Raw genomic sequence first — 22106 nt, forward strand, 5'->3', positions numbered from 1 at the left:
GTCACCCGCAGGGCTTTTTTATGGGGCCCGTTGATGCGTATTCCTCTGTTACTGAGCGTCATTTTCCTGAGTGGCTGTAGCCATATGGCCAACGATAGCTGGTCCGGACAGGATAAAGCACAGCATTTTCTCGCTTCCGCGATGTTGTCCGCAGCCGGTAATGAATATGCCCAGCATCAGGGATACAGCCGGGATCGTAGCGCGGCGATCGGGCTGATGTTCTCAGTAAGTCTTGGGGCATCAAAAGAACTGTGGGATAGCCGCCCCGCAGGGAGCGGCTGGAGCTGGAAAGATTTCGCCTGGGATGTCGCTGGCGCAACGACCGGCTATGCCGTATGGCAGATGGCGCGGTATTAAAGTCGAATGCCTTTCCCTTTGCGATGCAGCATCAGGGAGACAACAAACGCCAGTGCCCCCATTCCCGTTACGTACCAGAAGAATGTCGTTTCGCTTCCCCATGATTTAAGCGACAGCGCTACGTACTCCGCCGATCCGCCAAACACCGCGTTGGCGACCGCATAAGAGAGCCCGACCCCTAACGCACGGACCTGCGCCGGGAACATCTCGGCTTTCAGTATCCCGCTGATGGAGGTGTAGAAACTGACAATCACCATCGCCACCATCACCAGCGCAAAGGCAGCATACGGTGAAGAGACATGCTGAAGCGCAGTCAGAATGGGGACGGTACATAATGCCGACAATCCGCCAAAAATGAGCATCGACGTACGTCGGCCAATTTTATCCGAGAGCGCGCCGACGATCGGCTGTATGAGCATAAAGACAAACAGTGCCACGGTCATGACCACGCTGGCGACGTTTGCGTGCATGCCGGTGGTGTTTACCAGGTATTTTTGCATATAGGTGGTGAACGTATAAAAACTGAGAGAGCCGCCCGCGGTGAAGCCCAGCACCATCAGGAAAGCTTTACGGTTACGCCATAATCCTTTGAATGTTCCCGCCTCCTTCAGCATCCTGACCTCTTTCTGAGAGGTTTCATCTAGCTGACGGCGTAGCCAAAGTGCAACGACCGCCAGTACAGCGCCCATTGCGAAAGGGATCCGCCATCCCCAGGCGTGAAGTTGTTCGTCCGTCAGAATTTGCTGCAGGATCACCACCACAAGAATGGCCAGCAGTTGACCGCCAATCAGCGTGACGTACTGGAATGAGGCGTAAAAACCTTTACGGCCTTCCAGTGCAATTTCACTCATGTAGGTTGCACTGGTACCGTATTCACCGCCCACCGATAATCCCTGGAATAAGCGGGCCAGCAAAAGTAGTGCCGGTGCCCAGGTACCAATCGATGCATATCCCGGTAAGCAGGCGATCACCAGCGAGCCAAAGCACATCATGCACACCGAGATCAGCATAGAGGCCTTACGCCCGCGACGATCCGCAATACGGCCGAACAGCCAACCCCCGATGGGTCGCATCAAGAAGCCTGCGGCGAAGACTCCTGCCGTTTGTAGCAGCTGCGTGGTGGTGTTGCCGGAGGGGAAGAAAATATGTGCGAAGTAGAGTGAACAGAATGAGTAGACGTAAAAGTCGAACCATTCAACCAGATTCCCTGAAGAGGCGCTGATGATTGCCCATACCCTTCTTCGGGTATCACTGTGAGCCAGCGTCCCGTTTGATGTCATGCTTTCTGTCATTGTGGTTATGCTCCTGCCATAAACTGCGGCGTATTGAGCCTGGAGACTCAATAACCTCGTAAATGAAATGTTATAATTTTGTTATAAATCACATTGAGACAGAGATCACACATTCCATTAGCAGGATAAGGGATTAAGACAAAAGCCAGAGTGGGAAAACAAAAGCAAAAAACCCCGCACCTTCCGGTACGGGGTTCTTCTTAATTGATGCCTGGCAGTTCCCTACTCTCACATGGGGAGACCCCACACTACCATCGGCGCTACGGCGTTTCACTTCTGAGTTCGGCATGGGGTCAGGTGGGACCACCGCGCTAAAGCCGCCAGGCAAATTCTGTTTAATCTGTATCAGGCTGAATTTTGATTGTTCGTCTCTTCGCCAAAACATCTTCGGCGTTGTAAGGTTAAGCCTCACGGTTCATTAGTATCGGTTAGCTCAACGCATCGCTGCGCTTACACACCCGACCTATCAACGTCGTCGTCTTCAACGTTCCTTCAGGAGACTTAAAGTCTCAGGGAGAACTCATCTCGGGGCAAGTTTCGTGCTTAGATGCTTTCAGCACTTATCTTTTCCGCATTTAGCTACCGGGCAGTGCCATTGGCATGACAACCCGAACACCAGTGATGCGTCCACTCCGGTCCTCTCGTACTAGGAGCAGCCCCCCTCAATTCTCCAGCGCCCACGGCAGATAGGGACCGAACTGTCTCACGACGTTCTAAACCCAGCTCGCGTACCACTTTAAATGGCGAACAGCCATACCCTTGGGACCTACTTCAGCCCCAGGATGTGATGAGCCGACATCGAGGTGCCAAACACCGCCGTCGATATGAACTCTTGGGCGGTATCAGCCTGTTATCCCCGGAGTACCTTTTATCCGTTGAGCGATGGCCCTTCCATTCAGAACCACCGGATCACTATGACCTGCTTTCGCACCTGCTCGAGCCGTCACTCTCGCAGTCAAGCTAGCTTATGCCATTGCACTAACCTCCTGATGTCCGACCAGGATTAGCTAACCTTCGTGCTCCTCCGTTACTCTTTGGGAGGAGACCGCCCCAGTCAAACTACCCACCAGACACTGTCCGCAACCCGGATTACGGGTCTACGTTAGAACACCAGCCATTAAAGGGTGGTATTTCAAGGACGGCTCCATGCAGACTGGCGTCCACACTTCAAAGCCTCCCACCTATCCTACACATCAAGGACCAGTGTTCAGTGTCAAGCTATAGTAAAGGTTCACGGGGTCTTTCCGTCTTGCCGCGGGTACACTGCATCTTCACAGCGAGTTCAATTTCACTGAGTCTCGGGTGGAGACAGCCTGGCCATCATTACGCCATTCGTGCAGGTCGGAACTTACCCGACAAGGAATTTCGCTACCTTAGGACCGTTATAGTTACGGCCGCCGTTTACCGGGGCTTCGATCAAGAGCTTCGCGTTGCCGCTAACCCCATCAATTAACCTTCCGGCACCGGGCAGGCGTCACACCGTATACGTCCACTTTCGTGTTTGCACAGTGCTGTGTTTTTAATAAACAGTTGCAGCCAGCTGGTATCTTCGACTGATTTCAGCTCCACCCGCAGGGGCTTCACCTACATATCAGCGTGCCTTCTCCCGAAGTTACGGCACCATTTTGCCTAGTTCCTTCACCCGAGTTCTCTCAAGCGCCTTGGTATTCTCTACCTGACCACCTGTGTCGGTTTGGGGTACGATTTGATGTTACCTGATGCTTAGAGGCTTTTCCTGGAAGCAGGGCATTTGTTACTTCAGCACCGTAGTGCCTCGTCATCACACCTCAGCGTTAATAAGGTACCGGATTTACCTGGAACCTCCGCCTACATGCTTAAACCGGGACAACCGTCGCCCGGCTAACATAGCCTTCTCCGTCCCCCCTTCGCAGTAACACCAAGTACAGGAATATTAACCTGTTTCCCATCGACTACGCCTTTCGGCCTCGCCTTAGGGGTCGACTCACCCTGCCCCGATTAACGTTGGACAGGAACCCTTGGTCTTCCGGCGAGCGGGCTTTTCACCCGCTTTATCGTTACTTATGTCAGCATTCGCACTTCTGATACCTCCAGCATGCCTCACAGCACACCTTCAACGGCTTACAGAACGCTCCCCTACCCAACAACACATAGTGTCGCTGCCGCAGCTTCGGTGCATGGTTTAGCCCCGTTACATCTTCCGCGCAGGCCGACTCGACCAGTGAGCTATTACGCTTTCTTTAAATGATGGCTGCTTCTAAGCCAACATCCTGGCTGTCTGTGCCTTCCCACATCGTTTCCCACTTAACCATGACTTTGGGACCTTAGCTGGCGGTCTGGGTTGTTTCCCTCTTCACGACGGACGTTAGCACCCGCCGTGTGTCTCCCGTGATAACATTCTTCGGTATTCGTAGTTTGCATCGGGTTGGTAAGCCGGGATGGCCCCCTAGCCGAAACAGTGCTCTACCCCCGAAGATGAGTTCACGAGGCGCTACCTAAATAGCTTTCGGGGAGAACCAGCTATCTCCCGGTTTGATTGGCCTTTCACCCCCAGCCACAAGTCATCCGCTAATTTTTCAACATTAGTCGGTTCGGTCCTCCAGTTAGTGTTACCCAACCTTCAACCTGCCCATGGCTAGATCACCGGGTTTCGGGTCTATACCCTGCAACTTAACGCCCAGTTAAGACTCGGTTTCCCTTCGGCTCCCCTATACGGTTAACCTTGCTACAGAATATAAGTCGCTGACCCATTATACAAAAGGTACGCAGTCACACCACTAGGGTGCTCCCACTGCTTGTACGTACACGGTTTCAGGTTCTTTTTCACTCCCCTCGCCGGGGTTCTTTTCGCCTTTCCCTCACGGTACTGGTTCACTATCGGTCAGTCAGGAGTATTTAGCCTTGGAGGATGGTCCCCCCATATTCAGACAGGATACCACGTGTCCCGCCCTACTCTTCGAGTTCACAACCTGTGTGTTTTCGTGTACGGGACTGTCACCCTGTACCGTGCGACTTTCCAGACGCTTCCACTAACACACAAGCTGATTCAGACTCTGGGCTGCTCCCCGTTCGCTCGCCGCTACTGGGGGAATCTCGGTTGATTTCTTTTCCTCGGGGTACTTAGATGTTTCAGTTCCCCCGGTTCGCCTCGTTAACCTATGTATTCAGTTAACGATAGTGTGACGAATCACACTGGGTTTCCCCATTCGGACATCGCCGGGTCAAAGGTTCATATCACCTCGCCGGCGCTTTTCGCAGATTAGCACGTCCTTCATCGCCTCTGACTGCCAGGGCATCCACCGTGTACGCTTAGTCGCTTAACCTCACAACCCGAAGATGTTTCACTTCTGATTGCGAAAATTTTAGAGACTCGAACACACCTTAAAGATGTGTCGTTTCAATTTTCAGCTTGATCCAGATTTTTAAAGAGCAAATATCTCAAACATGACTCGCAAGTCAGTTTTGAGATATGACGGCAGGTGACTTTCACTCACGAACCAGCAAGTGGCGTCCCCTAGGGGATTCGAACCCCTGTTACCGCCGTGAAAGGGCGGTGTCCTGGGCCTCTAGACGAAGGGGACACTGAAGTCTCAATCGCAAGACGCCTTGCTATTTACTTTTCATCAGACAATCTGTGTGAGCACTGCAAAGGCAGGTTCTTTAAGGTAAGGAGGTGATCCAACCGCAGGTTCCCCTACGGTTACCTTGTTACGACTTCACCCCAGTCATGAATCACAAAGTGGTAAGCGCCCTCCCGAAGGTTAAGCTACCTACTTCTTTTGCAACCCACTCCCATGGTGTGACGGGCGGTGTGTACAAGGCCCGGGAACGTATTCACCGTAGCATTCTGATCTACGATTACTAGCGATTCCGACTTCATGGAGTCGAGTTGCAGACTCCAATCCGGACTACGACGCACTTTATGAGGTCCGCTTGCTCTCGCGAGGTCGCTTCTCTTTGTATGCGCCATTGTAGCACGTGTGTAGCCCTACTCGTAAGGGCCATGATGACTTGACGTCATCCCCACCTTCCTCCAGTTTATCACTGGCAGTCTCCTTTGAGTTCCCGGCCTAACCGCTGGCAACAAAGGATAAGGGTTGCGCTCGTTGCGGGACTTAACCCAACATTTCACAACACGAGCTGACGACAGCCATGCAGCACCTGTCTCAGAGTTCCCGAAGGCACCAAAGCATCTCTGCTAAGTTCTCTGGATGTCAAGAGTAGGTAAGGTTCTTCGCGTTGCATCGAATTAAACCACATGCTCCACCGCTTGTGCGGGCCCCCGTCAATTCATTTGAGTTTTAACCTTGCGGCCGTACTCCCCAGGCGGTCGACTTAACGCGTTAGCTCCGGAAGCCACGCCTCAAGGGCACAACCTCCAAGTCGACATCGTTTACGGCGTGGACTACCAGGGTATCTAATCCTGTTTGCTCCCCACGCTTTCGCACCTGAGCGTCAGTCTTTGTCCAGGGGGCCGCCTTCGCCACCGGTATTCCTCCAGATCTCTACGCATTTCACCGCTACACCTGGAATTCTACCCCCCTCTACAAGACTCTAGCCTGCCAGTTTCGAATGCAGTTCCCAGGTTGAGCCCGGGGATTTCACATCCGACTTGACAGACCGCCTGCGTGCGCTTTACGCCCAGTAATTCCGATTAACGCTTGCACCCTCCGTATTACCGCGGCTGCTGGCACGGAGTTAGCCGGTGCTTCTTCTGCGGGTAACGTCAATTGCTGAGGTTATTAACCTCAACACCTTCCTCCCCGCTGAAAGTACTTTACAACCCGAAGGCCTTCTTCATACACGCGGCATGGCTGCATCAGGCTTGCGCCCATTGTGCAATATTCCCCACTGCTGCCTCCCGTAGGAGTCTGGACCGTGTCTCAGTTCCAGTGTGGCTGGTCATCCTCTCAGACCAGCTAGGGATCGTCGCCTAGGTGAGCCGTTACCCCACCTACTAGCTAATCCCATCTGGGCACATCTGATGGCAAGAGGCCCGAAGGTCCCCCTCTTTGGTCTTGCGACGTTATGCGGTATTAGCTACCGTTTCCAGTAGTTATCCCCCTCCATCAGGCAGTTTCCCAGACATTACTCACCCGTCCGCCGCTCGCCGGCAAAGTAGCAAGCTACTTTCCGCTGCCGCTCGACTTGCATGTGTTAGGCCTGCCGCCAGCGTTCAATCTGAGCCATGATCAAACTCTTCAATTTAAGTTTGATGCTCGTGAATTAAACTTCGTAATGAATTACGTATGTTCACTCAGAGACTTGGTATTCATTTATTGTCCGAAGACATTAAGAATCCATGTCACTTTGAGTGCCCACACAGATTGTCTGATAAATTGTTAAAGAGCAGTGCCGCTTCGCTTTCGCTGCGGCGCGGGGTGTGCATATTACGCCTTCCCGCTTCAGAGTCAAGCGTTTATTTTCGCTTTTCTCTGCTGACCCGGCGGCGTGTGTGCCGTTGTTCCGTGTCAGTGGAGGCGCATTATAGGGAGTAATTCTGAACCTGCAAGGATAAAGTGAAATTTATTTACTGACCGCTCACTTTCCAGGCAAAACCGACTCCAGACCTCAATTTTCGCCTGGTTTTTAAACAAAAACGAGCCGCAAGCGGCTCGTTTTTGCGTTTTGTGACTTACTGCACTGCCACAATGCGATCGTCGTTGGCTTCCAGACGGATAACTTTGCCAGGAACCAGCTCCCCGGAGAGGATCTGCTGCGCCAGCGGGTTTTCGATCTGCTGCTGGATAGCGCGTTTCAATGGACGCGCACCGTACACCGGATCGTAACCATTCTTACTCAGCAGCTTCAGCGCATCGTCGGAGATGTGAATTTCATATCCACGCTCTTCCAGACGTTTGTACAGACGCTGCAGCTGGATCTGCGCAATCGACGCAATGTGTTTCTCACCCAGAGGATGGAATACCACCACTTCATCAATACGGTTGATGAACTCCGGACGGAAGTTATGGCTTACCACACCCAGCACCAAATCCTTCATATGGCTGTAGTCCAGTTCACCGAAACGTTCCTGAATCAAATCGGAACCCAGGTTCGAGGTCATAATGACAACCGTATTACGGAAGTCGACCGTTCTCCCCTGCCCGTCGGTCAGACGACCATCATCCAGCACCTGAAGCAGGATGTTGAACACATCCGGATGCGCTTTTTCCACCTCATCCAGCAGGATGACGGAATAAGGACGACGACGCACCGCTTCTGTCAGGTACCCACCTTCTTCATAACCCACATATCCTGGAGGCGCCCCGACCAGACGCGAGACGGAGTGTTTCTCCATAAACTCGGACATGTCGATACGCACCATCGCATCGTCGCTGTCGAACATAAAGTTAGCCAGCGCTTTGCACAGCTCGGTTTTACCGACACCGGTCGGCCCCAGGAACAGGAACGAACCAATCGGGCGGTTCGGATCGGACAGCCCTGCACGGCTACGACGAATAGCATTCGATACCGCTTCAACCGCTTCATTTTGACCAATCACACGATTGTGGAGATCGTTCTCCATGCGCAGCAGTTTTTCACGCTCGCCTTCCAGCATGCGCGCCACGGGAATACCGGTCCAGCGCGCCAGGACTTCCGCGATCTCGGCATCCGTCACTTTATTACGCAACAGACGCATCGTTTTACCTTCTGACTGCGTCGCTATCTCAAGCTGTTTTTCCAGCTCAGGAATTTTGCCGTACTGCAGCTCAGACATTCGCGCCAGGTCGCCCACGCGTCGCGCCTGCTCAATGGCAATTTTTGCCTGTTCGAGTTCAGCTTTAATGGTCTGCGTACCGGAAAGGGAGGCTTTCTCGGCTTTCCACTCTTCTTCCAGCTCAGAATACTGGCGCTCTTTATCGTCCAGTTCTTCATTGAGCATATCGAGACGTTTCTTACTGGCTTCATCAGACTCTTTCTTCAGCGCCTGCTGTTCCAGCTTGAGCTGAATGATGCGTCGGTCGAGTCGATCCAGTTCTTCCGGCTTCGAGTCAATCTGCATACGAATGCTCGACGCCGCTTCATCAATCAGGTCGATGGCTTTATCCGGCAGCTGACGGTCAGCAATATAACGATGCGAAAGCGTCGCCGCCGCAACGATCGCCGGGTCGGTGATCTGCACATGGTGGTGCAGTTCATAGCGCTCTTTCAGACCACGCAGGATCGCGATGGTATCTTCAACGCTTGGCTCGGCAACAAACACTTTCTGGAAACGACGTTCCAGCGCAGCATCTTTCTCAATGTACTGACGGTACTCATCCAGCGTGGTGGCACCGACGCAGTGAAGTTCACCGCGCGCCAGCGCAGGTTTCAGCATGTTCCCGGCATCCATCGCGCCGTCTGCCTTGCCGGCACCGACCATGGTGTGCAGCTCATCGATAAACAGGATAACGTTGCCTTCCTGCTTCGCCAGGTCATTAAGCACGCCTTTCAGACGCTCTTCGAACTCGCCGCGGTATTTCGCACCGGCCACCAGCGCGCCCATGTCCAGCGCCAGTACGCGGCGGCCCTTCAGACCTTCCGGCACTTCACCGTTCACAATACGCTGCGCCAACCCTTCAACGATGGCGGTTTTACCGACCCCCGGTTCACCTATCAGTACCGGGTTGTTCTTGGTACGACGCTGCAGCACCTGAATGGTACGGCGGATTTCTTCATCACGGCCGATTACTGGGTCAAGTTTGCCCTGTTCAGCACGCTCGGTCAGATCGACCGTAAATTTCTTCAAAGCCTGACGTTGGTCTTCGGCTCCCTGATCGTTCACGCTTTCACCTCCGCGCATGTTCTCAATCGCCTGAGTCACATTAGCGGTGGTCGCACCGGCGGATTTCAGCAGGTCGGTCAAGGTACCGCGTGATTCAAGCGCCGCCAGAACAAACAGCTCTGACGAAATAAAATTGTCCCCACGTTTTTGCGCCAGCTTGTCGCAAAGGTTCAGGACGCGCACCAGATCCTGCGACGGCTGAACGTCGCCGCCGGTCCCTTCGACCTGCGGTAAACGGCTCAGCGCCTGATCGATAGCGGTGCGTAACTGGCCAGCATTAATGCCAGCGGACGTTAATAAAGGACGTACCGATCCCCCTTCCTGATTCAGCAAGGCGCTCATTAAATGAAGAGGTTCGATAAATTGGTTGTCGTGCCCCAGTGCGAGGGACTGGGCATCGGCGAGAGCAAGCTGGAATTTATTAGTAAGACGATCCAGACGCATAACTCCTCCCATAACAGGTCAAATTTGCTACTGGAGATTAAATGAGGTCATCCCTCAATTATTCAAGGTTAATGACCTGAATTATGTGAAAAGAAAACGGCACGTGCCGGATCGTCTTGATTCTTTAGGTTATATCAGCCAAATGAAACTTGCCATACGCCCCGTCGTCTTGTCGCGGCGATAAGAGAAAAAATCACCCTTTTCGGTGAATGTACAGCGATCGCCGCCGAAGATCTGCGTTATACCGACGCTGTTCAGGCGCTGACGAGCAAGCTGGTAAATATCGGCCAGATATTTATCTCCAGAAGGCAGGAAGGCGTCCACCGCTTGCGGATCTTTATCCATAAAGGCTTCGCGAACCTCCGACCCCACTTCAAAAGCGCGAGGACCAATGGCCGGGCCAAGCCAGGCCATAATATTGGCGGGCTCATCCTTAAAGCAGGCGACGGTTTCTTCCAGCACGCCTTCACACAGTCCACGCCAGCCCGCGTGCGCTGCAGCCACCTCGGTGCCTGCACGGTTGCAGAACAGCACTGGCAGACAATCGGCGGTCATTACGGCACAAACGGTTCCCGGAGTATTGCTGTAAGAGGCATCAGCACGTTTAGAAGCATAGGGTTCTCCCGTCAACTTCAGCACCGCCTTGCCATGAACCTGTTCCAGCCAGACCGGATTTGAAGGCAGGTTCCCCGCAGCAAACAGACGCCTGCGGTTCTCTTCCACGTGTTCCAGGTTATCGCCACAGTGTGCGCCGAGGTTCAACGACGCCCACGCGCCCTGGCTAACACCGCCAATACGGGTTGAACTGCAGGCAGCCACGCCGGCAGGCAATGGCCACTCCGGGACAATCAGTTTGGTCATAACCAGTCCACTTGATCCTTATGTTCTTCGAAATCGGCACGCATGGCGTCAATAAGGTCCACCATATCCTGCGGGATAGGCGCATGCCACTCCATCTGAATGCCGGTGATAGGATGGTAAAGACGCAGCATGGTCGCGTGCAGCGCCTGGCGGTCGAATTTACGCAATACGCTGATGAACTCATCCGATGCGCCTTTAGGCGGGCGAGGACGACCACCGTAGACCTGATCCCCCACCAGCGGATGGGTAATGTGGGCCATATGCACGCGGATCTGGTGGGTACGTCCGGTCTCCAGACGCAGACGCAGGCGCGTATGAATACGGAAATGCTCCATAATGCGATAGTGCGTCACCGCCGGTTTACCCATCGGATGCACCGACATATGGGTTCGCTTGGTCGGGTGACGGCTGATAGGCTCTTCTACCGTCCCGCCAGAGGTCATATGCCCAATGGCTACCGCCTCATACTCACGGGTGATTTCGCGCAGCTGCAGCGACTCCACCAGACGTGTCTGAGCAGGAACGGTCTTCGCCACCACCATCAGACCGGTAGTGTCTTTATCGAGACGGTGCACGATGCCCGCGCGCGGAACATCCGCGATCGGCGGATAATAATGGAGAAGTGCGTTAAGTACCGTACCGTCAGGGTTTCCCGCCCCCGGGTGAACAACCAGGTCGCGCGGCTTGTTGATCACCAGAATGTCATCATCTTCATAGACGATGTCCAGTGGGATATCCTGCGGCTCGAAGCGGATTTCCTCTTCGATTTCAGCATTGATGGCGACAGCTTCCCCACCTAACACCTTCTCTTTTGGTTTGTCCCAGATCTTGCCGTTTACCATCACGCGCTGGTCAAGGATCCATTCTTTTATGCGTGAACGCGAATAATCAGGGAACAATTCGGCCAAAGCCTGATCTAAGCGTTGACCGAGCTGATTTTCGGAGACTGTTGCGGTGAGTTCTACTCGTTGTGCCATAAACTGCTTCTTCGTTTAACGTTGGGTTTTACGGCTTTGCCGTTTAATATAGTGTGCTATTGTAGCTGGTCTTAATCGGGAGCAGGAACAGAGTTTCTCCCGGACAAACATTTGAGGAAAGTCAAAACGTCATGACGCGCATGAAATATCTGGTGGCAGCGGCCACGTTGAGCCTGGCTTTGGTGGGCTGCTCCGGTTCAAATGAACAGGTCCCTGACAATCCGCCGAATGAAATCTATGCGACTGCACAACAAAAGTTGCAGGACGGTAACTGGAAACAGGCGATAACGCAACTGGAAGCGTTGGATAATCGCTATCCATTTGGTCCGTATTCGCAGCAGGTACAGTTAGATCTCATCTACGCATACTATAAAAATGCCGATCTGCCGCTGGCTCAGGCAACCATCGATCGTTTCATGCGTCTGAACCCGACTCATCCTAACATCGACTACGTGATGTACATGCGCGGCCTCACCAACATGGCGCTGGACGACAGTGCACTGCAGGGCTTCTTCGGCGTGGATCGTTCCGACCGTGACCCGCAGCATGCGCGTGATGCCTTCAATGACTTCTCCAAGCTGGTGCGCGGCTATCCTAACAGCCAGTACGTGACCGACGCCACCAAACGTCTGGTGTTCCTGAAAGATCGTCTGGCGAAATATGAATACTCCGTGGCGGAATATTATACCCGCCGTGGCGCATGGGTTGCCGTGGTTAACCGCGTAGAAGGTATGCTGCGTGATTATCCGGATACTCAGGCAACGCGCGACGGCCTGAAGCTGATGGAAAATGCTTACCGTCAGATGCAGATGACCGCTCAGGCGGAAAAAGTGGCAAAAATCATCGCCGCGAACAGCAGCAACACCTGATTTTGCCTCAATGCAAAACGGCAGCCCGAAGGCTGCCGTTTTTTTATTCGTTTCTGAGCGTCGCTGAAGCGCGCTAGCCTCAACACATCCTGTCAACTATGGCCCCAATTTATGCCTTCTACAAGGTAAATCTCACCTCTTCCTGCCCTGCCTCACAAAAAAGATTCCCTGACAAAAACCGACAAAATAACGTGATCTAAATCACACATTTTGACATTGGGTCGGGTATGCTGGAATCACCAAGACGGAAAGACAAGAGGTAAAATTTATGACAATGAACATTACCAGTAAACAAATGGAAATTACTCCGGCAATTCGCCAGCACGTCGCAGACCGTCTCGCCAAACTGGATAAATGGCAAACACATTTGATTAATCCACATATCATCCTGTCCAAGGAGCCGCAGGGTTTCATCGCTGACGCAACTATCAATACTCCAAACGGCCATCTGGTCGCCAGCGCAAAACATGAGGATATGTACACCGCTATTAACGATTTGATCAACAAGCTGGAACGGCAGCTCAATAAAGTGCAACACAAAGGTGAAGCCCGTCGCGCCACAACGTCGGTGAAAGACGCCAGCTTCGCGGAAGAAGTTGAAGAAGAGTAATCCTTTAAATTGAGTGTATCGCCAACGCGCCTTCGGGCGCGTTTTTTGTTTTTTATTGACAGGGTGAAAACAGTACGGGTACTTTAACGGTATCACTCACAGGATGACTTTATGAAACTTACGCCGTTCTTCTTCGCATTCTTTTTTACCTTCCCCTGAACGGGAGGCGTTTCGTCGTGTGATAAAGAATGCGAAGACGAACAACAAGGCCTCCCACACCGGGGGGCCTTTTTTATTGATAACGATAAGATGAGACAGGCAACACTATGACACCGGAAAACCCGTTACTGGATCTGCGAGTAAAAATCAGCGCGCTGGATGAGAAACTGCTGGCGCTGCTGGCCGAACGCCGCGCCCTTGCCGTTGAAGTGGGTAAAGCCAAGCTGGACTCCCATCGTCCGGTCCGCGATATCGACCGCGAGCGGGATCTGCTGGAACGGCTCATTCAGCTCGGCAAAGCGCATCACCTCGATGCCCACTACATCACCCGGTTGTTCCAGCTCATCATCGAAGATTCCGTTCTGACCCAGCAAGCGCTACTCCAGCAGCATCTCAATAAAACCAATCCGCACTCTGCGCGTATCGCTTTCCTCGGACCAAAGGGCTCCTATTCTCACCTGGCCGCACGTCAGTATGCCGCTCGCCATTTCGAAGAATTTATTGAAAGCGGCTGCGCGAAGTTTGCCGACATTTTTAACCAGGTCGAGACCGGCCAGGCGGATTACGCCGTGGTGCCGATTGAAAACACCAGCTCCGGCGCCATCAACGATGTCTACGACTTGCTGCAGCACACCAGCCTGTCGCTGGTCGGCGAGTTGACGATTCCTATCGATCACTGCGTGCTGGTATCCGGTTCAACGGACCTGAACACGATCGAAACCGTCTATAGCCACCCGCAGCCGTTCCAGCAGTGCAGCCAGTTCCTGAACCGCTATCCGAACTGGAAAATTGAGTACACCGAAAGCACCTCGGCGGCGATGGAAAAAGTCGCCCAGGCGAACTCTCCCACCGTCGCGGCGCTCGGCAGCGAAGCGGGCGGCGCGCTGTATGGTTTACAGGTGCTGGAACGCAACCTGGCAAACCAGACGCAAAACATTACCCGCTTCGTGGTGCTGGCCCGCAAGGCAATCAATGTGTCTGACCAGGTACCGGCCAAAACCACGCTGCTGATGGCCACCGGCCAACAGGCCGGTGCGCTGGTTGAAGCCCTGCTGGTACTGCGTAATCACAACCTGATCATGACCAGGCTGGAATCGCGCCCAATCCACGGTAACCCATGGGAAGAGATGTTCTACCTCGATATCCAGGCCAACCTCGAGTCTGCTTCCATGCAGAAAGCCCTGCGCGAGCTGGGCGAAATCACCCGCTCCATGAAAGTGCTGGGCTGCTATCCGAGCGAAAACGTCGTGCCGGTCGATCCGATCTAACGTTCGATAAAACGGCTTTTCTTCATCCCTGCCACGCTCACCGGCAGGGTGAAGATGGCGCCGGAGAGCGGATATCTCGTCACCTCCTCCGCATCCATATTTTCCCGCGTGGTGGTAATAAACAGCGTTTTCATATCATCGCCGCCAAAGCAAACCATCGTCGGACAACGTACCGGCATGCGGTATTCTTCCAGCTGCTCCCCTTGCGGTGAAAAACGCGCGATGCGCCAGCCGTCAAACAGCGCGCTCCAGTAGCAACCTTCCACATCCATCGCCGCGCCGTCCGGTATCCCCTCGCCCTCTTTAAACTGACGAAACACCTCTCGCTTACCCGGTTCGCCCTGCTCATCAAGCGGGGTACGGTAAATCACACCGTTTGGCGTGTCTGAGGTAAACATCCACTGCTTATCCGGGCTAAACGCTAAGCCGTTGTGCCCGTGAATATCGCACTGGATCACCTTCGGCGTCAGGTCGTTGTCGATGCGCATCAACAGGCCACCGTTGTAATCTCCGGGTCCCCAGAACGTGCCCGCATAGAACCGGCCCTGATGGTCGGTACCTCCATCGTTAAAACGCGCCAGCTGCGGGTTAGAGGGGTTGTCGCACACCTTGCGCTGCAGAAGGCCATGCTTATCGGCAAGCCAGATGCCATTGCGCATGGCGACGATAAACCCGCCGCGCTCGCGCAGCGCGAAACAGCCCACCTCCTCGTGGAAAGAAAGCACGGTGTGTTCCGCCGTCGGCAGATGGTAGCGGTGGATCTCTCCTTCCAGAATATCGGCCCAGTAGAGCGCGTGCTCGTCGGCGCTCCACGTCGGGCATTCAGGCAAATGCCCGGTGTAATTCAACAGCAGCTGCGGTTCGGCCATGACAGTTCCCCAAAATGAAAAAAGCCAGCAATGCTGGCTTTCAGTATATACATCATCACATTACTGGCGACTGTCATTTGCCTGGCGCAACAACGTCCGGCTCTCATTCTGGAAACGCTGCGCGTAATCGCCAAACCAATGCTCGACCTTGCGGAAGCTGTCGATAAACGCCTGCTTGTCTCCGTGCTCCAGCAGCGTAATGGCTTCACCAAAGCGCTGATAGTAGCGCTTGATCAGCGCCAGGTTATTTTCCGAGGACATAATAATATCCGCGTACAGCTGCGGATCCTGCGCGAACAGACGCCCGACCATCGCCAGCTCCAGACGATAGATAGGTGAAGAGAGCGCCAACAGCTGTTCAAGCTGTACGTTCTCTTCCGCCAGATGCAGGCCGTAGGCAAACGTGGCAAAGTGGCGCAGCGCCTGAATGAATGCCATGTTCTGATCGTGCTCAACAGCGCTGATGCGGTGCAGCCGTGCGCCCCATACCTGAATTTGTTCCAGGAACCACTGATAGGCTTCCGGCTGACGACCGTCGCAGTAAACCACTACCTGCTTAGCCAGGCTGCCGCTGTCCGGGCCAAACATCGGGTGCAGACCCAGCACCGGCCCGGTATGCGCCGCCAGCATAGCCTGTAGCGGACCATTTTTGACGGAGGCCAGATCCACCAGGATACAGTCTTTCGGTAAAGGAGGAAGCTTCCCGACGATCTGCTCCGTCACGTGGATCGGCACACTGACGATAACCATCCCGGCATCTTTCATGAGTTCCGGCGCCTGCGCCCAGTCCTCTTTTTCCAGAATGCGCACCTGATAACCAGAAAGGGTCAGCATTTTTTCAAACAGGCGCCCCATCTGTCCTGCACCGCCGACAATCACCACCGGACGCAGGGTCGGACAGAGGGTTTTGAAGCCCTTGTCGTTTTCACTGGAATAGGACTCCCGCATCACGCGACGCAGAACATCCTCAATCAAATCCGGCGAAACGCCCAGCGCCTGCGCCTCTTTGCGACGGGAGGCCAGCATGGAGGCCTCGCGCTCCGGGACGTAGATCGGAAGGCCGTATTTGCTTTTCACCTCACCGACTTCGGCAACCAGGGCCATGCGGCGCGCCAGCAGATCCAGCAGCGCCTTATCCACTTCATCAATCTGATCGCGCAGTGCGGTCAATTCAGCAACCATAACTACCCTCTTAAGCCAGACGCGTCGCCAGATGGCCGTTTAAATCTTTATGGATCTCACGCAGCAGCGCATCGGTGGTCTCCCAACTGATGCAGGCATCCGTCACGGAGACGCCGTGCTTCATGGCGCTGCGCGGTTGTTCAGATGATTGATTGCCTTCATGAATATTGCTCTCAATCATCAGACCGATAATCGAACGATTGCCATCTTTGATCTGTGCGACCACGGATTCCGCAACCGCAGGCTGGCGACGGTAATCTTTATTCGAATTACCATGACTGCAATCTACCATCAGTGCCGGGCGCAGTCCCGCCTGCTCCATCTCTTTTTCACACTGCGCCACGTCCGCCGGGCTGTAGTTCGGGGCTTTCCCGCCGCGCAGGATCACGTGACCGTCCGGGTTGCCCTGCGTTTGCAGGAGGCAAACCTGGCCCGCCTGGTTGATACCGACGAAACGGTGCGGCATGGCGGCAGCGCGCATGGCGTTGATCGCCGTCGCCAGACTGCCATCGGTACCGTTTTTAAAACCAACCGGCATCGACAGACCAGACGCCATCTCGCGGTGGGTTTGCGATTCCGTGGTACGCGCGCCAATCGCGGACCAGCTGAACAGATCGCCAAGGTATTGCGGGCTGTTCGGATCCAGCGCTTCGGTTGCCAGCGGCAGCCCCATGCTGACCAGCTCCACCAGCAGGCGACGCGCAATCTTCAGACCTGCTTCCACATCAAACGAGCCATCCATGTGCGGATCGTTAATCAACCCTTTCCAGCCGACGGTGGTACGTGGCTTCTCAAAATAGACGCGCATCACCAGATAGAGGCTATCGCTGACCTCCTCCGCTAATGCTTTAAATCGACGAGCGTACTCAATGGCGGTTTCAGGATCGTGAATGGAGCAAGGACCACACACCACCAGCAGGCGCGGATCGCGGCCGGCGATGATATTTGAAATGGTCTGACGCGAGTGCTCAATCTGAGCCTCCTGCGCGACGCTCAGCGGAAATTCCGCTTTCAGTTGATCCGGAGTAATTAAAACCTGTTCGTCAGTGATATGTACGTTGTTCAGCGCGTCTTTTTGCATGATGGCGATCCTGTAAAGCTCGTTTGCGATAGTTGTTTTCCTCGATGAGGTGAGACCACGATACCATAAAAAGTAAACATTTCAATCCAAAATACGTACACATTGGTTTACAGAAACCAATTTATTGCAAAAATCAGCCGATAAAAACGTAAAGTTTAAATTACAGACATATTTTCTTAAGCCAGGCTATGCTGAAGAAAAAAGGAGAATGGCTATGCGTTCAATTGCTCTCACGCTGTTGTCGCTGTTTTTAACGGGCTGCCAGATCAATCCTTACACCTTCCAGCCCGACTGGAGCAGTCCATCCTGGTTTGATGCCGGTAAAGAAGACGCCATGAATGGCCTGCCGGTTAAAGATAACCAGACCCTGGCCGATAGTTTTAACGACACCCACGTTGATCGTAGTGAATATCTTCGCGGCTATGCCGATGGTCAGAAGAGAGTCTGCGAAGAAGGGTTTATTCACGCCTGGGGATTAGCGGGCAAATCTTTCCCTGCCAGTTGCGATACTGTCGAAAACGCGACAAAACTGCGTGCGTCATGGCAAAAAGGAATGGATGAAGGTATGCGTTCCAGCAGACTCAATTAAGTCTGTTTTTAACCACCGGAAAATAAACAACAGTAGGATTTAGCTTAGGTTGGCCTGATGCTATTTCTGACATAATGACGGCTCTGATAAACAATGGTATTCTGCCCGCAACTCTTAAGGACATCTATTTCCGGAGCGATGTGGCGGATTCTGGTGAGAAATTTATTCTTGATCTCTTTTTTCCGACTCACTCTGGTGTTAATGCTGTTCCTTATGGTGGGCCCAGCGACGGCAGGCACGCTTACGGAAACGGATAAATCGGTACGTTCGATTGTCTCAGGCATTGTGAGCTATACGCGATGGCCGTCACTATCCGGGCAGCCCAGACTTTGTGTCTATGCCACTTCTCACTATACACACGCGCTCAGCGGCGACGAAGGGCACAACGAGTTACCCTATACTCCCGTTATTGTACGTAACGATCGGGAAGCCCTGGCCGCGACGTGCGATGCGATATATTTCGGGTCTGAATCACCGGCAAAACAACTTGAATTAATAAGTCAATATCAGGGCAGAGCGTTGCTATTAATCTCAGAGCAAAATCCGGAATGTGTAATTGGCAGTGCCTTTTGCCTGATGATCGATCGCGGCCAGGTACGGTTTTCCGTCAACCTGGATGCATTGACGCGCAGTGGCGTAAGAGTCAATCCGGATGTATTAATGCTGGCACGGAATAAGCAGCATGGATAAAGATTTCACATCAACGCCACGTCCGACGTTTAAAAGAACGTTGAGGCGAAACAGCATGATAAGCGTCATTATTACCATGACGTTAATATGGCTGTTGCTCTGTTTTGCTTCCGTCGTGACGTTAAAACAATACGCGCAAAAGAATCTCGAATTAACCGGCGCCACAATGAGCCACAGCCTGGAAGCCTCGCTGGTTTTCAACGACTCGCTGGCGGCCAACGAAACGCTTGCCGCCCTGGGCAAACAGGGGCAGTTTGCCGCGGCGGAGGTGATTAACGCGCATAAAAAGCGGTTCGCCTACTGGTCCTGGAACCCGGAGGATAACAACGACACGCTGGGCGCGCTGGTCAGTCGCTGGCTTTTCCCCGTACCGGTTGCGCAGCCCATCATGCATAACGGCTTAACGATCGGCGAAATCCGCCTTACCGCACGCGACAGTTTGATCAGCCATTTCATCTGGACGTCGTTTGCCGTACTGACCGGCTGTATTCTCTTTGCCGCCGTCGTCGCGCTCATCATTACCCAGTCTTTGCATCGTGGAATGGTCACGGCCCTGCAGAACATTACCGACGTCGTGCATGACGTACGCACGAACCGCAACTTCTCCCGCCGGGTGAAAGACGGCCGTATCGAAGAATTTCACCAGTTTGGCGAGGACTTCAACAGTCTTCTGGATGAAATGGAAGAGTGGCAACTAAAGCTTCAGGCGAAGAACGCTCAGCTGTTGCGGACCGCCATGCACGACCCGCTTACCGGACTTGCCAACCGCGCGGCGTTTCGTAACAGCATTGCGGCATTAATGAACGACCCTTCAGCCAGAACAAACTCGGCTCTGCTCTTCCTCGACGGTGATAATTTTAAGTTTATTAACGACACCTGGGGACACGCGGCAGGAGACTGTGTGCTCATCGAAGTCGCCAGCAGGATGATGGAGTTTGGCGACAAACGTCATCAGTCTTACCGTCTTGGCGGAGACGAATTTGCCATGGTGCTGTACGGCGTTCACTCTGAGCTTGAGGTTCAACACATTTGTGCTGCGCTTTCGCAGCAGTTTATCCGTCCGTTTGATCTTCATAACGGACAAAAAGCATCGATGTCACTCAGCATTGGCTTTGCTCTGGCGTGGGAAAATGCTTCCGTGGAAGCATTACTGGAGAGGGCTGACCGCAATATGTACCAGGTTAAAAACCAGCGTACGAAAACAATAAGTTAGAAAGGATACACTATGTTAAAACGTTACTTCGCGCCGTTAGTACTGGCCTCACTGGTTCTGGCAGGCTGTCAGTCGCCGCCGGAAGGCAAATTCACTCCTGAGCAAATTGCGGCGATGAAGTCTTACGGTTTTAACGAACTGAACGGTGACTGGTCGCTTGGCATGTCGGACACCATCCTGTTTGATAAAAATGACGCCCGACTGCGCCCGGAAAGTGAAACGCAGATCCAGTCCATGGCCTCTCGCCTGGCCGAAACCGGCCTGAACCACGCGCGAATGGACGGTCACACGGATAACTACGGGGAAGAAAGCTACAACGAAGCGCTGTCGTTAAAACGCGCCAACGCCGTGGCCGACGCCTGGGCGAAGGGGGCAAATATCCCGCGCAGCAATCTCACCACGCGGGGATTAGGTCAAAAATACCCGGTTGCGAGCAACAGTACCCCGCAAGGGCGCGCTGAAAACCGCCGCGTCGCAGTGGTGATCAGCACGCCATAGGGTTATTTAGCGGATGAATCGGCGAGCGTCATCCTGGTTGCCGCTCGCCAGCGAAGCCAGTCCACCAGAACAAACAGCGCCAGACTCACGCCCATAACGGGCAAGCACAGCCCCAGCAGCAGGCTAACCATCGCCGTAACGCCTCTTCCCCATCCTGACAGCGCCAGCCAGCTCTGACACAGCGTCTGTACCGGACTCACTGCCGATTGCGCAGGACGACGCATCCACCACATACGATATCCCCAGATGATGAGCACGCACAGGGCGAGGCCGAACGCCACGAGCAGCAGCTGATTTGCCAGGCCGAATAAGATCCCCATATGGAAATCCACGCCCCAGCGGGTCAGTTTTGCCATTAACGGAAAATCCTCGAATCGGGTTCTGTCCAGGACCTGCATCGTATGGGGATCAACCGCCACGGCGTCCACCTGGGTCGGCCAGCTGCGATCGATTTCCGTCACGGTCCAGGCACGATCCCTCGTTTTCGCCGGGCGGATCTCCAGCTTGCTGGCATCAATCCCCGCGTGACGTGCCGCGCTTAACACCCCGTCAAACTGCGTCAAATCCATCGCCATTTCCGGCATCACCATTCCGCCGTGATGACCACGATGTTCGGCATGTTCATCCATAACCTCATGTTGGCCGGATAGCGTCGTGTTCACCTGCGGGGTGAGCCAGTTCATCTCTGCACGCAGCTTATCCACGTTCCCGCCAGCCCACTGGGACCAGGTCAGGCCGGTTGCGGAGAACAGCAGCATTCCTCCCAGCAGAACCCAGCCCAGCGTCACGTGCACCCGACGCCGGTTCTGGAAGCGATTGTTGATCCGTCTTTTGGGTCGGGTATAAAACCACAGGGCAATACCGCCCAGCGCGGCAACCCACATCCACGAGGCCGCAAGCTCGCTGTAGAGGCGCCCAATGTCGCCCAGCATCAGGGACGTATGCAGGTAATCAATAGTCTGACGCAGAGGTAAAATCCCGCTGGTGCCGTATACCGTCAGATCTCCCAGCACCGCCAGGCTCACCGGATCGATAAAGATAGCCCGGTTCTCCGATGGCCCAAGCTTCGGGTCACCGAACATCACGCGGGTGGTTTCGCCCGCAACCAGCCCCGGACGAACGGCGTGCAAACGTAAATCTGATCCAACGGTTTTTTCCGCCACGGCGATTTGTTCCGCCAGAGGCTGCGGCTCGCCCACGGAATCCGCGTGGAGCGCGTGCCGGTAGAGTGCGTTTTCCAGCTGTGGGGTCGCCACATACAGCGTCCCGGTCAGCGCGGCAAAGAAGATAAACGGGCCGACAAACAGCCCAACGTAGAAATGAAGGCGACGCAGCAGGTTTCCCCATGCCGCGCGCAAGGTGCAGGTAGTCATACTTTTCCTTTTTAAGGCAAAAAGTTATCG

At 54.0% G+C, this 22106-nt stretch carries 17 protein-coding genes, 1 tRNA gene, 3 rRNA genes and 1 other annotated feature; of the genes, 9 read left to right on the plus strand and 12 right to left on the minus strand.

Annotated elements, in window-relative coordinates; all coding sequences use genetic code 11:
- Nucleotides 1-33: 33 nt before the first annotated feature.
- On the plus strand, nucleotides 34-357 hold the full coding sequence (locus tag ABFV38_RS16630) for a YfiM family lipoprotein (protein ID WP_045908525.1): 324 nt from the start codon (nucleotides 34-36) through the stop codon (nucleotides 355-357).
- On the opposite strand, the gene ABFV38_RS16635 is transcribed toward ABFV38_RS16630, so the two are convergent.
- The 8 genes from ABFV38_RS16635 to rluD form a co-directional block, all read right to left on the minus strand.
- On the minus strand, nucleotides 354-1649 hold the full coding sequence (locus ABFV38_RS16635) for an MFS transporter (RefSeq protein WP_045908524.1): 1296 nt from the start codon (nucleotides 1647-1649) through the stop codon (nucleotides 354-356). The two genes, ABFV38_RS16630 and ABFV38_RS16635, sit on opposite strands and share 4 nt — an antisense overlap.
- Before the next feature lie 209 nt (nucleotides 1650-1858).
- Nucleotides 1859-1974: ribosomal RNA gene (rrf, locus tag ABFV38_RS16640) — 5S ribosomal RNA — on the minus strand.
- A gap of 72 nt (nucleotides 1975-2046) precedes the next feature.
- A 23S ribosomal RNA gene (locus ABFV38_RS16645) occupies nucleotides 2047-4951 on the minus strand.
- 182 nt (nucleotides 4952-5133) lie between these two features.
- A tRNA-Glu gene (locus tag ABFV38_RS16650) sits at nucleotides 5134-5209 on the minus strand.
- Nucleotides 5210-5294: 85 nt separating this feature from the next.
- Nucleotides 5295-6836, minus strand: a 16S ribosomal RNA gene (locus ABFV38_RS16655).
- Together the 16S, 23S and 5S rRNA genes with 1 tRNA gene alongside form the textbook arrangement of a ribosomal RNA operon.
- Nucleotides 6837-7263: 427 nt before the next feature.
- Nucleotides 7264-9837 carry an ATP-dependent chaperone ClpB gene (clpB, locus tag ABFV38_RS16660; protein ID WP_045909253.1) on the minus strand — a complete coding sequence of 858 codons (2574 nt, stop codon included), beginning with the start codon at nucleotides 9835-9837 and terminating at the stop codon, nucleotides 7264-7266.
- A 129-nt stretch (nucleotides 9838-9966) separates the two neighbouring features.
- Entirely contained in the window at nucleotides 9967-10698 is a 732-nt protein-coding gene (yfiH, locus tag ABFV38_RS16665) for a purine nucleoside phosphorylase YfiH (protein ID WP_348957605.1), read from the minus strand.
- Nucleotides 10695-11675, minus strand: coding sequence for a 23S rRNA pseudouridine(1911/1915/1917) synthase RluD (gene rluD, locus ABFV38_RS16670; RefSeq protein WP_008502468.1), 981 nt, complete (start codon nucleotides 11673-11675; stop codon nucleotides 10695-10697). Before rluD ends, yfiH begins: the two co-directional genes overlap by 4 nt.
- 131 nt (nucleotides 11676-11806) lie before the next feature.
- On the opposite strand from rluD, the gene bamD reads away from it, so the two are divergent.
- From bamD to pheA, 4 genes are all read left to right on the plus strand, one after another.
- Nucleotides 11807-12544 carry an outer membrane protein assembly factor BamD gene (gene bamD / locus ABFV38_RS16675; RefSeq protein ID WP_023308867.1) on the plus strand — a complete coding sequence of 246 codons (738 nt, stop codon included), beginning with the start codon at nucleotides 11807-11809 and terminating at the stop codon, nucleotides 12542-12544.
- A gap of 268 nt (nucleotides 12545-12812) precedes the next feature.
- Nucleotides 12813-13154 (plus strand): ribosome-associated translation inhibitor RaiA, encoded by a 342-nt coding sequence (gene raiA / locus ABFV38_RS16680; protein ID WP_008502470.1) that lies wholly within the window; start codon nucleotides 12813-12815, stop codon nucleotides 13152-13154.
- A gap of 110 nt (nucleotides 13155-13264) precedes the next feature.
- Nucleotides 13265-13390, plus strand: a sequence feature (Phe leader region).
- Nucleotides 13266-13313 (plus strand): pheA operon leader peptide PheL, encoded by a 48-nt coding sequence (pheL, locus tag ABFV38_RS16685; RefSeq protein ID WP_100249759.1) that lies wholly within the window; start codon nucleotides 13266-13268, stop codon nucleotides 13311-13313. Its footprint overlaps the feature before it by 48 nt.
- A 30-nt stretch (nucleotides 13391-13420) precedes the next feature.
- Nucleotides 13421-14581, plus strand: coding sequence for a bifunctional chorismate mutase/prephenate dehydratase (gene pheA, locus ABFV38_RS16690; RefSeq protein ID WP_021242003.1), 1161 nt, complete (start codon nucleotides 13421-13423; stop codon nucleotides 14579-14581).
- Here the strand turns inward: pheA and ABFV38_RS16695 are convergent.
- From ABFV38_RS16695 to aroF, 3 genes are read right to left on the minus strand one after another with little or no spacing between them, the layout of a single operon-like run.
- A complete protein-coding gene (locus ABFV38_RS16695; protein WP_348957606.1) occupies nucleotides 14578-15450 on the minus strand; it encodes an SMP-30/gluconolactonase/LRE family protein in 873 nt (290 codons plus the stop codon). The genes pheA and ABFV38_RS16695 overlap by 4 nt on opposite strands.
- A 60-nt stretch (nucleotides 15451-15510) precedes the next feature.
- The gene (gene tyrA / locus ABFV38_RS16700) at nucleotides 15511-16632 is read right to left on the minus strand and encodes a bifunctional chorismate mutase/prephenate dehydrogenase (RefSeq protein ID WP_008502473.1); all 1122 of its coding nucleotides are present in this window, start codon (nucleotides 16630-16632) and stop codon (nucleotides 15511-15513) included.
- Between the two features lie 10 nt (nucleotides 16633-16642).
- Nucleotides 16643-17713, minus strand: a complete 1071-nt coding sequence (gene aroF, locus ABFV38_RS16705; RefSeq protein ID WP_045909256.1) for a 3-deoxy-7-phosphoheptulonate synthase AroF — start codon at nucleotides 17711-17713, stop codon at nucleotides 16643-16645.
- Between the two features lie 214 nt (nucleotides 17714-17927).
- Between aroF and ABFV38_RS16710 the strand changes: the two genes are divergently transcribed.
- From ABFV38_RS16710 to ABFV38_RS16725, 4 genes are all read left to right on the plus strand, one after another.
- Complete coding sequence (locus tag ABFV38_RS16710) at nucleotides 17928-18302, plus strand: DUF2799 domain-containing protein (protein WP_348957607.1); 375 nt, start codon at nucleotides 17928-17930, stop codon at nucleotides 18300-18302.
- Between the two features lie 138 nt (nucleotides 18303-18440).
- Nucleotides 18441-18992 carry a YfiR family protein gene (locus ABFV38_RS16715; protein WP_198925595.1) on the plus strand — a complete coding sequence of 184 codons (552 nt, stop codon included), beginning with the start codon at nucleotides 18441-18443 and terminating at the stop codon, nucleotides 18990-18992.
- Complete coding sequence (gene dgcN / locus ABFV38_RS16720; RefSeq protein WP_045909259.1) at nucleotides 18985-20205, plus strand: diguanylate cyclase DgcN; 1221 nt, start codon at nucleotides 18985-18987, stop codon at nucleotides 20203-20205. Before ABFV38_RS16715 ends, dgcN begins: the two co-directional genes overlap by 8 nt.
- Nucleotides 20206-20217: 12 nt before the next feature.
- Nucleotides 20218-20703: an OmpA family protein gene (locus tag ABFV38_RS16725; RefSeq protein ID WP_045909260.1), complete on the plus strand. Its 486-nt coding sequence runs from the start codon at nucleotides 20218-20220 to the stop codon at nucleotides 20701-20703.
- Between the two features lie 2 nt (nucleotides 20704-20705).
- Here ABFV38_RS16725 and ABFV38_RS16730 read toward each other — a convergent pair whose 3' ends face one another.
- Nucleotides 20706-22076, minus strand: coding sequence for a PepSY-associated TM helix domain-containing protein (locus ABFV38_RS16730; RefSeq protein WP_348957608.1), 1371 nt, complete (start codon nucleotides 22074-22076; stop codon nucleotides 20706-20708).
- Nucleotides 22077-22106 lie beyond the last annotated feature (30 nt).

It is taken from the genome of Enterobacter cloacae complex sp. Mu1197, from assembly GCF_040059225.1.
GTDB classification, from domain to species: Bacteria; Pseudomonadota; Gammaproteobacteria; order Enterobacterales; family Enterobacteriaceae; genus Enterobacter; species Enterobacter quasiroggenkampii.